The sequence below is a fragment of the Pseudomonas sp. SMV71 genome, from assembly GCF_052042015.1.
GTDB lineage: Bacteria > Pseudomonadota > Gammaproteobacteria > Pseudomonadales > Pseudomonadaceae > Aquipseudomonas.
Window position 1 is genome coordinate 152,641 of the sequence record NZ_JBKGGU010000009.1, and the last position, 12,159, is coordinate 164,799.

The window sequence follows — 12,159 nt, forward strand, 5'->3', positions numbered from 1 at the left end:
TATGAGCGCCCAAAAACCACCAATTACCGCCATGAAGCTCTGGCTAGGCGATGAGACAATGTTTGATGGCCTGCAACTGTCAACCATTCATCCAATTATTATAGTAGATTCAGGCATAGGCGGCTTAACAGTAGCACGGCAGCTAGAACAGCTAAACCCAAAAACACACATTTTATATGTGGCAGATAACGAATGGTTTCCTTACGGCAACAAATCTAGGTTGGTAGTCGCCCAACGGATTCAGCTATTAATCGACTCACTTTGCACATGGGTAAAACCATCAGCGATAGTCGTGGCTTGTAATACAGCCTCGGTAGCGATAATAGAGAACAATCTTGATAAAATCTGGATAAATTTCTTATTAACAACCCCACCTATAGTTGATGCCGCCGATATATCCGAGAGCAAAAATATTGTTTTACTCGCTACACCAGGCACAGTAAAAAGCAGGTATGTTATCCAAAAAATTGCCGAAACCAATGGGCGCGCCAGAATATGGTCAATCGCGACACAATCGCTAGTTAAATTATCTGAGGCGAGGCTAGCGGGGGAGGATGTTAGTTTAGCCAGCTTCGCTAAACTGATCGCTAATTATCTTACAGAGGAGCAGCGATTATCGGTTGACACTCTTATTCTAGGGTGCACACACTTCCCACACTTAATTGATGACCTACGAAATATTTTTCCAAACGTGCACAACTGGGTTGACCCCGCAAAAAAAACTGCTATACAGGCAGCATCCTTGATAAAAATCAGCGACTCATCCTATAGGACGCCATTAAGAATGGCTATATTCACAAGCAAGCAAAACGTCACCAAATACCATCAAATATTTGCAAAATGCGGATTCAGCTTAAAACAGCCCACGGTGAAAAATAAGACACCGACCGAAACGGCCAGCTGAGCCTTCCAGCAATTGCAAGTGGCGTAACCCTTTACCCAATATGTGCGCACGCACTCGCGCATTTTACGCCACACTAATGCTATCAAACATTTAAAAACAGAGACTGATTACTTGATTTTTTTTATCAATCAATATCGATGGGTAATTTTAGCCATTGCGACTATTGCCCAAGCTTGCGCCTGTTTCTTCATCCAAGGATTCGGTTCCATTGCAATAAACATTAAGACTGAGATGGCCCTCAGCAACTGGCAGATAGGAATGCTTATTTCAGCTGCACAATTGATCCCGCTTGCAGGCCTTTTAGTTGCCGGCGAGTTATTAGACAGGTACAGCGAGCGGCTTATTGTAGGTATTGGAACAATAATCGTAGGGGCCGCCTTGTGTGCAACTGCGCTGGCCAATTCATATATTGAGATGGTAATACTCTTCACTATACTTGGCCTTGGTTATAGCACCGCCCAGCCTGGAGGAAGCAAATCTGTATCTAATTGGTTTACAAGTAAGCAACTGGGGTTCGCCATGGGAATTCGCCAAGCGGGATTACCACTTGGCGGAGCAATGGCAGCGATACTTCTTCCATTCATAGTCAGCCGCTCTTCGGTTCAGGCCGCCTTTCTTGCGAGTGGTGTTGTCGCTTTATTCGGTGCGACTCTGTTTATGCTATTATACAAAACTCCGGAACAACAAATAACCGCCCCCAACAAACAGACTAATATTAGATCTATTATCGCAACACGATTATTAATAGCAACCGACCCATCCATGAGGACCATTATGCTGTCGGGTGCTAGTCTTACGGCCTCCCAGTATGCAATCTCAGTCTTTCTGGTGCTGCATCTTCACACCTCACTTGGAATTGACGCCATCACTGCGACGACGATGTTCTTTGTCGTGCTCGGAGCAGGCATAGTAGGAAGAATCGCACTCGCAGCCTGGAGCGACCGATGTACGGCAGGAAGATATTATCCGGTGTTGATTTGCTTAGGCGCGGTCACCCTCATCCTGACATTACTACCATTTCTGGTAACCAAAAATATTATCATCATGGGTACAGTCATGGCCCTGACAGGTTTTTTCGCATATGGGTGGTATGGTCCATGGGTAGCCTATGTTGCCGAGACTGCTCCAATTGACCGTAAGGGCTTCGCACTTGGAATGGCGATGACAGCGAATCAGATATCCGTTGTATTAGTTCCTCCAATGGTTGGTCTTTCGAGGGACAGTTTCGGAACATACGCTTATGGTTGGTGGGCGCTGGCCATCGTCTCTGCCATTGTGTTACTGATAACTAACACAAGAAATAATGGCGTGCAATGACTTCCGACATCTTTCCCGCACTGTTTTAACAGCTAAATAGCCTGTTTTCGAAAAGCGTGCCTATGCTGCGCTATGAGCGCTTCTCGCAAAAGGTGGAGCGTCCTACGTTGAGCGTGCTGGATTGGCCGAAGATGTCGCTCTGCATGCTGCATTGGCAGGATGAGCCGTGGATTCGCTTGCGGGATATGCCGGCGGTGCTGGTGGATGATCCGTTTAATCAGCATGAATCCTGGTGGCGGAAGGCGTCGCGGATTTTGCGAGGGTTTTGACTGATCAGTGCCGTCGTCCGTGTTCGGGCCACGGTTTTTGGTTGGTCATAAGAATTTGGGTCTGCTTCGCAGCCCAGCGGGAGCAAGCTCCCTCGCCACGGGGATGAGGCAAGGCTTCAGTCCAACTTTTACTGGAGATATTTAATGAATAACAAGTTTAAAAGTGAGGCGTTCGAGTCGATTCACAGCTCGGCTGAGGCACTGCAGAAAATCGGCGCTATCGACGAGGCCACCATGGACGAGTTCGACGAGGCCTGTATTGGTGAGGAGCCTGTTGAAATCCCGCCTGCTCAGATTGAGTAAATCTGGCAAAAGAGATGAGGAAGGGTCCTTTACTCATCTGCTTGGGCCCTTGTCGCCATCCTTGGCTACTCAAGTGGCTCGCAGAGCAGCCACTCCACGGAGCTAACCCGCCGGCTTGCGCCGAGGCTTAGCCCCACGAATTGGCGCGTTAGAAGCAGGCTTGTGCGGGTCAGGCGGCGCATAAATGGGCTGGAGCGCTGTGGTCAGTCCCAGGCGTAGACCGAATTTCCGCAAAATGGATTCGAGGGTGCTGAGGGTCGGATTGCCCTTGTCCTTCTCGATCTGGTACAGGGCTTTGGTCGACATCTTGCACATCAGCGCAAAGGTGTCCTGGTCCAGACCGGTTACCTCGAGCCTTAGTCGGCGAACAGCGGTTCCGAGGGTTTCGTTCCCTGTCGCGTGCTGCATCGCGATGTCTTCGATGAGCATCTTGCGCCGTTCGCCGGGGTTCTCTTTCATCGAAATCCTAGTTCAACCATAAGCAACAGTTACCCGCTCCCAGCAATATAATTCCGGTTACCGGCGTATTCGCACTCATATTCGGCATTATGATGCCGATTACCCCATGTCTTCGGTAGGCTGATCAAAGTCAGCAGATATCCAAATCTTCCCCTTCAACCGCCCAGGCTCGCGGATCCGAGATGAATCGACATGAGGCCGCAAGTGTAGGTAAGGCTTGCCGCCCTTCGTGATCACCACCTTGTCGCCACGCCATGCGCGCTCAGCCAGTTGGTAGAGCTTGGATTTAGCTTCGCGCATGTTCACTTGCACCCGTTCACTCATATAGCTCCTCCATAGCGTCGGCTAAATTATCCTGAGCGGGAGATTTCGATAGGTAAGATGCGAGCTGAGCATCTCGCCCAATTGATGTTTCAGGCCCAACGTCAGTCAGCACACTATCTAACTCTGTGGCGACGGGATTTAGCGAAACGTTTTGCTGAATTCCCTCGCCACAGGGTCTGCGTCAAGCAGACTTTCTATCAATATGCCTTGGCCATTGACGATCCATAACTGCGATTTTGTAATGCATTGAAAACATTCAGTGCAACCCACCCCACCACCCGCTATTAATACCCATCCCATTCAAGGACCCAAGCCCCATCATGAAATTCGACCTCGCCTACTGCCGCAGCCTCGACGACAAGCTGTCGATCTATGACGTGCGCGATTTGAATTTCGACGAGACGGTGGATTTCGATTCGGCGCAGGAACAATTCCAGTGCCCAAACGACACCTGTCGGGCGGCGTTCGATGCAGCGAATGTGTTGGGGACGTTCAATGCCAAGAATGTGAACTACGTGCGCACGCCGCACTTCAAGAACATTCCCAGCACTCGGCATATCGAGGGTTGTTCTTATGCCAGTCTGAAAACTCCGACCACTGGCCTGGAGGCGGATACTGCGGAGTTGGATGACGGTCGGGAGGAACACTTTCCTTCGGAATTATTGCTGACCCGGCGTGAGTATCTGCGTAAGCCGTCCAGCCCGGCAGTGGCGGCAGACGTCATGCGCGATGAGCGAGAGCCTTCAGCCACTCGTCCTGGCGAGCACCCGAGCCGTGATTCAGCGCCGGACAAGACCCATGTGTTCGCCCATCCAGTGGAATGCTTTGTCTCGAACTTCTCGGACAAGGACCTGCTCAAGCGCATGCCGCTGAAGATTGGCGAGCACACGGCGCCCTATGCATCGTTCTTCAAGAAGATCGAATACTTGCTGGATAACAAGGGACTGATCTACTGGGGCAAGATCAAGAAGATCGAGGATTATCACAGCGCCAGTTTTCGCGTGGACTTCGAGCAGAAGGTCTGGACCCAGCTACCGGGCGAGACGAAGAAGAAGCCTTATTCGGTCAACGTTTACCTGAGCAAGAAGCTGATCGACAGCTACCGCAAGCGCAAGGCGTTTCTGCAAGAGATCAAGCATGCCGCCGAGAGCGAGCGGGATTTGTATTGTTTCTTCTACGGTGTAACGCCGGAGCTGAAGCAGGTGCCGAGCAAGAAAAACCCCGAGCAGACGTTCGGGGTGTTCAGTGCCCAGATTGAGAACCTGGACCACTTCATTATCCGTGAGGCGCCAGGGTTGGCCGACAGCTAGTCTCGTGTTGGGCTGACAGCTCATCTCCAGGCACCGGCGGCTTTCTGCTTCCAATGCGAGCATTTTGCTTGAGCTGGACCACTGGTCACCCATTAAAAAATGAGATTGATCCGGATTCAAAACAACTGTACAAAAACACAGTATTTTTGAAACCACCGCTTTGGAGAATTCCCATGGCCTCTCTCGCAATCAAGACCACTCTGGAACGCATCGCCGTCTATCAATTCACCCCAGCCCACAGTGCACAGGCCCGTGCCATGCTGGGGTGGAGCGTCGAGGAATTGTCCCGGCAGTCGGGCGTCTCGGTACCCGCCATCCAGCGCTTCGAAGCCGGGGGTGAACTGCTCGATGTGACGCGGCTGGCGCTGGCGTTTCGCTTTGAAGCCGAAGGACTGGTGTTTTTCCCTGGCTTTGCCCCGGGCCGCGGCATGAATGTCAAAGGCGCCACACCGGATCCGATGGGGCGACCCGACTACGCGATGATCGAATAGTCGGCGTTGCAGCAGGTGTCAGGCCGCACCGGCCTGGTTCTGATAAGCCGAGGCCTCCACATCCTGCCACCAGGCACGACCGCGTTGCGGATGGGTCAGAGTGAAGGCTTCGCCCATTTGCGGCGTGGTAATGGACACGTTGCGATCCCAGGCCAGGGCCAGGATGCGGTCGAAGGGTTCAAACCAGGCATGCATCGCCAGGTCGAATGTGCCGTTGTGGATCGGCAGCAGCCAGCGGCCCTTGAGGTCGATATGAGCCTGGAGGGTCTGCTCCGGCTGCATGTGCACATGGGGCCAATCGACGTTATAGGCGCCGGTTTCCATCAACGTGAGATCAAAGGGGCCGTATCGCTCGCCGATGCGCTTGAAACCGTCGAAATAACCGGTGTCGCCGCTGAAGAAGATTCGCGTGCCCCCGTCGATCATCACCCAGGAAGCCCATAGCGTGCTGTTGCCATCGAACAGACCGCGACCGGAAAAATGCTGCGATGGCGTGGCAATGAAATCGATGCCGTCCACGTCGGTCGCCTGCCACCAATCCAGCTGACGCACTTTGCTGGCCTCGATACCCCATTTGACCAGGGTGTCACCCACGCCCAGGGGCGTGAGGAAGTGCCGGGTCTTGGCGGCAAGCTTGAGGATGGCCCGGTGGTCGAGGTGGTCATAATGATCATGAGACAGGATCACCGCTTCAATCGGCGGCAGGTCGTCCAGGCTGATGGGCGGCTGGTGGAAACGCTTGGGGCCGGCCCATTGCACCGGCGACGCACGGTCGGAGAAAACCGGATCGGTGATCCAGAATTTGTCGCGCAGCTTGAGCAGAACCGTGGAGTGGCCGAGACGAAACACACTCTGGTTCGGCGCTGCCAGCAGTTCGGCGCGTGTCAGCGGCTGGACGGTGATGGCGCTCGCCGGACGGGTGGTGCGAGGTTTGTAGAGCAGCATGTTCCAGATGATGCGCAACATCTGGCCGAACCCTTCTCGCGGTGTATGGGCGTGATTGTGATACTTCCCTTGTTCGTGTCGGGAGGCCGGGTTGGCAGCCGCACTATCGGTCGTGGAAGAAGGAATACTCATGGTGCGATCACTCCAGGAACGTCGTCGAATTACACTTCGTCTTTGTGGGACGCTTGATGGCTGCGACGTGCACGCTCAGCCGCTCGCAAAAAAACTACACCACTCGGTGTAGTTTCTAGATTGCATGAATCTCGGGAGCAAGTAAACTGCCGAGTGTAATTTACCCTTCTCAACCGACGAGTGCCCATGACCGTACCGCAACGCCTCACCGAGCGAAAACGCGAAGCCATCCTCCAAGCCGCGATTGCCGAATTCCGTATCAGCGGTTTCGAGATCACCAGCATGGACAGGATCGCGGCGACGGCGGGCGTGTCGAAGCGCACGGTGTACAACCACTTCCCGAGCAAGGAAGAGCTGTTTGCCGAAATTCTGAACCGGTTATGGAACAGTATTACGGCCGAACAAGACATGCCGTACGGCGCGGACAAGCCTCTGCGAGAGCAACTCCGAGCCTTGCTGCAAGCCAAATTGCAAATGCTGGCGGACGAGAACCTCCTCGACCTGGCGCGTATTGCCATCGCGGCAACGATTCATTCCCCCGAGCGAGCCCAGGACATGGTCGCGCGCATGGGCGAGCGTGAAGAAGGCCTGACGGCCTGGATTCGCCAGGCCCAGGCCGATGGTCGGTTGAAACCCGTCGAACCGGCCTTTGCCGCCCAACAGATGCACGGGTTGCTCAAGACGTTTGCCTTTTGGCCGCAGATTTCCATGGGCCAACCCAGCCTGACCGTGGACGAACAGGCGCAGGTGATCGAGTCGGCACTCGACATGTTCCTGGCCTGCTATCAGTGTTGAAGGTCAGCGCAGTCGCAGGTTGTGTCCCAGTTCATCGAACAATGTCACCACCGAGCGCAAGGCGCGGCAGTCCGGGCGGGTCAGGAGCCAAAGCGCCGTGTCATACCCCGCCAACGGTTCGCCAATGGGCATCAGGCCTTCATTCGCGCCGAGCAGGAAGTCCGGCAGCGCCGCTATCCCCAGGCCGGTCCGCACCAGTTCGGTGACCGACAGCATGCTGTTGCAGCGATAGGTCGGAATCACGCCTGGCAAGTGCTGGCGACGCCAACTCACCGAAGGGTGATCGGGCAGGAAATCGTCCGGCGCGATCCATGTCAGGCGAGCCAAGTCATCCGGCATGTTCGAGGCCAGGTACGCTGGGCTTGCGCAAACCCGATAAGCGACCTTGCCCAGGTTTCGCCCCACCAGGTGCTCAGGCGGTGTACGGGTCAGGCGCAAGGCAATGTCGGCATCGCGACGGCTCAGGTTGGCGAAGTCGTTCGATGTACTCAGCTCCAGGTTCAGCGCCGGATAAGCGGGCATGAACCGCGCCAGCGCCGGCAACAACAGCGCGTGCAGGACCGAGTCGGAGCACGTCAGGCGCACCGTGCCGCTGACGACCTCGCCGCCCTGTTCCACGCCGATACGCGCCGCCTCCAGGGCTTGTTCGGCACGCTCGGCTTGCTCGGCCAACGCCTGGGCCAGGCTCGTAGGCAAATAACCGGAACGGCTTTTTTCGAACAACGGCTGGCCCAAGGCAGCCTCGAGCCGGCGAATGGAACGGAACACCGTGGATACGTCTACTTTCAGCAGCTGGGAAGCCCGGGACAACGAACCGCCACGCACCAGTGCCAGGATCAGGGAAAGGTCGGGATAGTCCAGTCGATAGTGCGCAGATGCATTGAACACTTGGGTAAACGCCAATATTGATTGCGTGAACGCCAATCTATAGTGGCCGCCAGCAATCAACAAGCGGCGAGACTCCCATGGAAAACCAGCGTCCTTTGTACATCGCCCTGGTCGGCGATCACGACCCGCAGATAACGGCTCATCGGGCGATTCCCATCGCGCTGGAGCTGGCCGGTAAACACAGCGGCCATGACATCCGGTTCCAGTGGGTGGCGACAGACCTCATCGCCGACAACAGAGTGCTGGATGATTGCCACGGTGTCTGGTGTGTACCGGGGAGCCCTTACCGAAACGAGGACGGCGCCTTGCAAGCCATTCGTTTTGCCCGCGAACAGCGTCGCCCTTTCCTGGGCACCTGCGGCGGTTTTCAGCACGCCATATTGGAATACGCTCGCAATGTGTTGGGCTGGGCCGACGCGGCGCATGGCGAAACGTCTCCCGAGGCTGAACGGGTTCTGGTGTCGCCATTGAGTTGCGCACTGGTCGAGACCATCGATAGCCTCCAGCTCAGCGCGGGGTCATTGATTGCCGAGGCGTACGGACGTCAGACGGTTTTCGAGGGTTATCACTGCCGATTCGGGGTCAATCCGGATTTTGAGAACGAGCTACTGGATGGACGTTTGCACGCCGTAGCCCGGGATTCGGCCGGCGAGCTGCGGGCCGTGGAGCTGCGAGATCATCCGTTCTTTGTCGCGACGCTGTTCCAACCGGAACGGGCCGCGCTTGAAGGTCGTATGCCGCCGCTGGTGAGGGCGTTTGTAGAAGTTTGTGCAAAGGCCCGGCTCTGAGCACACCGTCCTGTGGAGCACACAAATTCCATGTGGGAACGAGCCTGCTCACGATAGCAGCGGGTCAGTATGCATACATGCTGAATGTACCGACGCCATCGCGAGCAGGCTCGCTCCACAGGGCTTGCGGCAAGGAATCAGCCATCTACCAACTGCCGCATCGCCACGATCTCCGGCAAGTCGCTGCGCGCCATGTATACCCGTAAAGGTTCGGTGAGGTTGATGCGATCATCGATGTTCTGGTCCAGCAGCAACTGGATCCGCTCGCGCTTGAGGGTCATGGTGCCGTCCGTGACAGGCACCCAGACGAATTCGCAGGTGGGAATGATGCCGTCGTCGGCCACGTCCATGCCGAAGGCGTCTTCGCTGAAGCGCACAATATATTGGCCGGTCTTGCGGTTCAGGCCGACAAAACCCTTGAGCTGGTCGGCGGCCTGGCAGATGAGTGTCGAAGTGATGCGCATGGTAAACCTCATGGATGCGTCCGCAGGGGACGGCTGATCGATGGTTTACACGCAGGGCGGCGAATGCTGATTCAAGGTCTCCCTCTGCCGGGGAAACTGGTGCGGTCAAGGGTACTGCAAAGCGGCGCACCAATGCGTGGGAAAAATCTGCTTCACACACATTTATGTCGGTGTGGCGATAGCGCCGACGGCTTCCAGTTGTTAAAAGATAGGTTTTGCACAAGAAGAAAGGATCTCGAGCATGCCCGTCACCTTTACCCGTAGCGTGTTGATATTGAGCCTGTTGCTCGGCTTCGGCCAGACACAGGCCGCCGAGGCGCCGAACCCCAAGGCCTTGGCCACCCGCCAAGGCATCCCCCACCCGGCGGTGATCGCCCACCGCGGGGCTTCGTTCGACGCACCGGAATCCACTGCAGCCTCCTACAAGCTGGCCCGCGACCTCGGCGCCGATTACCTGGAGCTGGACCTGCAGCGCAGCAAGGACGGCGTGTTGTTCGTCCTGCACGATGACAGCCTGCTGCGCACCACGGACGTCGCGACCAAGTTCCCCGAGCGCAAGGACAGCAGCGCCAACGCATTCACCATGGCCGAGCTGAAAACCCTCGACGCCGGCAGCTGGTTCAATACTGCCTACCCGGACCGCGCCCGCCCTTCGTTCGCCGGCCTGAAAATCCTCACCCTCGATGAAGTGATCGATATTGCCGAAGGCAACCCGCAGCACAAACCGGGGCTGTACATCGAAACCAAGGAGCCGAAACTGTTCCCCGGCATCGAACGCGACCTGAAGGATAAATTGCAGGACCGCGGCTGGCTGAGTCCGGCCGGATCCAAGCTCGCCAAAAGTGCTACCGGCGTAGGCCAGGGCAAGGGCAAAGTGGTCTTGCAGACGTTCGAAAAAAGCAGTCTCGAACTGCTGCACAAAGAAATGCCGAAGGTACCGAAGGTCCTGTTGCTGTGGGTCGGCGAAGGCAACATCGAGCCCAAGTCCAAGGTGCCATTTACCGAGTCAGGGGAAACCGACAAGGCCGCCTACTACGCCAAGCAGGAGCCCAAGGACAAGGCCGAGTTCGAAAAATGGGTCCGGTACGCCAAGGCCCAGGGCGCCATCGGCACCGGACCGTCCGCCGCATTGACCCATGGCGGCAGCCAGAGCTACGCGGACCTGGTCAAACCCTGGATGAACCGGTACACCCACGACCAGGGCCTGCTGGTGCACGTCTACACCGTGGACGAAGCCGTGGACTTCAAGAAAGTGATGGATGCCGGTGTCGATGGCATCTTCACCAACCGCGCCAGCGAACTGCTCAAGTACTTCAAGCGGCCCGAGACTGGCACTGTCGCGCAGTTGCTGGAAAAGAACGGTTATTGAAACCGCGCAGACGCCTGAGGGGAACCACAGGCGTCTTGGTGCATTCCGGTTTTTTGCAAATTAAGGGTGAATTAAGTTGTCACAGATAATCTGAAACCACTTAAACAGATCACCCCTTAATGACATCAAGGAAAGCACTTATGAAAATGTTGACTGCCCTGTTTACCGCTGCTGCCCTGACCCTCACCGCTGGCCTGGCCCAGGCGGACGTGCGAATCGACCAGGTTCCCCAGTTGGTCAAGGACGGCAAAATCAAGTCCCTGGAATCGATGAACGAAGAAGCCTTGAAGTTGCACCCGGGCGCCAAGATCACCGATACCGACCTGGACAATCACTTCAACGGTTATGAGTACGAAGTTGAACTGAAGACCGCCGACGGCAAAGAGTTCGATGTGGACTTCGACGCCACCACCGGCAAAGTCTTGAGCGACAAAGAAGACACTTGATTCACCTGCAAAAAAGAGCCGCGTAACTCCCGAGTTGCGCGGCTCTTTTTCTACGCCGGAGAAATTAAGTGGTCACCGCGCAACTGACACACCCCTTCAGAAACGGCGCCATGATCTCGTCCAAGTGAACCTCCTGCCAGCACAGGCATTTCTCGCCACCGAGCCTCCTTGAACAGCATCGATAAAAACGTCCGCGCCCCGGACCTGTTCGGAGCGGCGGCGTGCCGTTGACCACTGATCCCAAGGGCTTCTGGATTCTTGCGGCACTGGTGGCGACCTGCACCCTGATTGCCGGTCGCTGGGCGTTTCGCAAGCAAAAAGACCATTGAGACTGACCTGTCTAGACAATCCCATTTGTCGGTCCAGCGGGATTTAAAAGTCTTTTTGTCATCTCTCCTGGGGTATCCTGCCCCGGCTTTACAGAAGCGAGGATCTACCAGATCTACCAACAGACTTTGCGAGGAGCGCGATATGCACGAGATCCCTAATCTCCCCTTCCCAAGCCTGCACGACACTGAGCAGACGACCACGCTACAGGCCGCAGGGCAGCCAGACGCCCGGCAACCCGAGCCCAAAGAAGCCACTGAACGCCGCCAGGCCGACAGCGAAGACTGATCCACCGCGTAACCAGACCGTGTGGAAAGCGCTAAGATGCGCTTTCCACACTGCCTGAACCTCGAGCCCACCATGACCGATGACACCTCCACCTTCAGCGAAGCCCAGGCCAATGTGCTGATCGGCACCACTGAAAAAATGGTCGAGATCTGGACGCGCCTTTCGCCAGAGAAACAAGCCGCGCTGCTGGCCCGTTTCGGCACCGAGGAAAATGCCCTCGCCGCGTTGGTTACCACCCACTTGATCGCCGGGCAAAACGACGGCTGACAGCCAAATAGTTTTCTTTTCTACGCCTCATCACCACGCTCGCCGTTATCATAAGCAGCCTATCTATCCCGCT

General features: G+C 55.9%; 16 protein-coding genes and 2 pseudogenes. 13 read left to right on the forward strand and 5 right to left on the reverse strand.

The annotated features are described in order from the left end of the window. Position 1: 1 nt before the first annotated feature. From murI to ACLEJQ_RS11490, 4 genes and pseudogenes are all read left to right on the forward strand, one after another. Complete coding sequence (gene murI / locus ACLEJQ_RS11475; protein ID WP_440795001.1) at positions 2–904, forward strand: glutamate racemase; 903 nt, start codon at positions 2–4, stop codon at positions 902–904. 111 nt (positions 905–1,015) lie between these two features. Beyond that, a complete protein-coding gene (locus ACLEJQ_RS11480; RefSeq protein ID WP_440795003.1) occupies positions 1,016–2,221 on the forward strand; it encodes an MFS transporter in 1,206 nt (401 codons plus the stop codon). A 56-nt stretch (positions 2,222–2,277) separates the two neighbouring features. Beyond that, a pseudogene (locus ACLEJQ_RS11485) lies at positions 2,278–2,490 on the forward strand (BRO-N domain-containing protein); the annotation flags it as partial. Positions 2,491–2,634: 144 nt separating this feature from the next. Beyond that, complete coding sequence (locus ACLEJQ_RS11490; protein WP_440795004.1) at positions 2,635–2,793, forward strand: DNA-binding protein; 159 nt, start codon at positions 2,635–2,637, stop codon at positions 2,791–2,793. Positions 2,794–2,895: 102 nt separating this feature from the next. On the opposite strand, the gene ACLEJQ_RS11495 is transcribed toward ACLEJQ_RS11490, so the two are convergent. Continuing rightward, a complete protein-coding gene (locus ACLEJQ_RS11495; protein ID WP_440795006.1) occupies positions 2,896–3,252 on the reverse strand; it encodes a helix-turn-helix domain-containing protein in 357 nt (118 codons plus the stop codon). 99 nt (positions 3,253–3,351) lie between these two features. Next, a complete protein-coding gene (locus tag ACLEJQ_RS11500; RefSeq protein WP_440795008.1) occupies positions 3,352–3,576 on the reverse strand; it encodes a type II toxin-antitoxin system Phd/YefM family antitoxin in 225 nt (74 codons plus the stop codon). Between the two features lie 320 nt (positions 3,577–3,896). On the opposite strand from ACLEJQ_RS11500, the gene ACLEJQ_RS11505 reads away from it, so the two are divergent. After that, on the forward strand, positions 3,897–4,886 hold the full coding sequence (locus ACLEJQ_RS11505) for a hypothetical protein (RefSeq protein ID WP_440795010.1): 990 nt from the start codon (positions 3,897–3,899) through the stop codon (positions 4,884–4,886). 173 nt (positions 4,887–5,059) lie between these two features. Then, on the forward strand, positions 5,060–5,377 hold the full coding sequence (locus tag ACLEJQ_RS11510; protein WP_440795012.1) for a helix-turn-helix domain-containing protein: 318 nt from the start codon (positions 5,060–5,062) through the stop codon (positions 5,375–5,377). Between the two features lie 18 nt (positions 5,378–5,395). On the opposite strand, the gene ACLEJQ_RS11515 is transcribed toward ACLEJQ_RS11510, so the two are convergent. Further along, positions 5,396–6,454 carry an MBL fold metallo-hydrolase gene (locus ACLEJQ_RS11515; RefSeq protein ID WP_440795014.1) on the reverse strand — a complete coding sequence of 353 codons (1,059 nt, stop codon included), beginning with the start codon at positions 6,452–6,454 and terminating at the stop codon, positions 5,396–5,398. A 186-nt stretch (positions 6,455–6,640) separates the two neighbouring features. Between ACLEJQ_RS11515 and ACLEJQ_RS11520 the strand changes: the two genes are divergently transcribed. Beyond that, complete coding sequence (locus tag ACLEJQ_RS11520; protein WP_440795016.1) at positions 6,641–7,249, forward strand: TetR/AcrR family transcriptional regulator; 609 nt, start codon at positions 6,641–6,643, stop codon at positions 7,247–7,249. A 3-nt stretch (positions 7,250–7,252) separates the two neighbouring features. On the opposite strand, the gene ACLEJQ_RS11525 is transcribed toward ACLEJQ_RS11520, so the two are convergent. After that, complete coding sequence (locus ACLEJQ_RS11525) at positions 7,253–8,200, reverse strand: LysR family transcriptional regulator (RefSeq protein WP_440795017.1); 948 nt, start codon at positions 8,198–8,200, stop codon at positions 7,253–7,255. 14 nt (positions 8,201–8,214) lie between these two features. Here ACLEJQ_RS11525 and ACLEJQ_RS11530 point away from each other — a divergent pair, with 14 nt between their 5' ends. Continuing rightward, complete coding sequence (locus tag ACLEJQ_RS11530) at positions 8,215–8,925, forward strand: CTP synthase C-terminal region-related (seleno)protein (protein ID WP_440795019.1); 711 nt, start codon at positions 8,215–8,217, stop codon at positions 8,923–8,925. Positions 8,926–9,062: 137 nt separating this feature from the next. Here ACLEJQ_RS11530 and ACLEJQ_RS11535 read toward each other — a convergent pair whose 3' ends face one another. Then, complete coding sequence (locus tag ACLEJQ_RS11535; protein ID WP_440795021.1) at positions 9,063–9,389, reverse strand: DUF2025 family protein; 327 nt, start codon at positions 9,387–9,389, stop codon at positions 9,063–9,065. A 241-nt stretch (positions 9,390–9,630) separates the two neighbouring features. Here ACLEJQ_RS11535 and ACLEJQ_RS11540 point away from each other — a divergent pair, with 241 nt between their 5' ends. From ACLEJQ_RS11540 to ACLEJQ_RS11560, 5 genes and pseudogenes are all read left to right on the forward strand, one after another. Continuing rightward, positions 9,631–10,758 carry a glycerophosphodiester phosphodiesterase gene (locus ACLEJQ_RS11540; protein WP_440795023.1) on the forward strand — a complete coding sequence of 376 codons (1,128 nt, stop codon included), beginning with the start codon at positions 9,631–9,633 and terminating at the stop codon, positions 10,756–10,758. Positions 10,759–10,898: 140 nt separating this feature from the next. Continuing rightward, positions 10,899–11,204 carry a PepSY domain-containing protein gene (locus ACLEJQ_RS11545; RefSeq protein ID WP_440795025.1) on the forward strand — a complete coding sequence of 102 codons (306 nt, stop codon included), beginning with the start codon at positions 10,899–10,901 and terminating at the stop codon, positions 11,202–11,204. A gap of 215 nt (positions 11,205–11,419) precedes the next feature. Next, positions 11,420–11,533: pseudogene (locus ACLEJQ_RS11550) on the forward strand (magnesium transporter CorA); the annotation flags it as partial. A 142-nt stretch (positions 11,534–11,675) separates the two neighbouring features. Next, positions 11,676–11,819 (forward strand): hypothetical protein, encoded by a 144-nt coding sequence (locus ACLEJQ_RS11555; RefSeq protein ID WP_178111823.1) that lies wholly within the window; start codon positions 11,676–11,678, stop codon positions 11,817–11,819. Positions 11,820–11,855: 36 nt separating this feature from the next. Then, entirely contained in the window at positions 11,856–12,086 is a 231-nt protein-coding gene (locus ACLEJQ_RS11560; RefSeq protein WP_440795028.1) for a hypothetical protein, read from the forward strand. Positions 12,087–12,159: the final 73 nt, after the last annotated feature.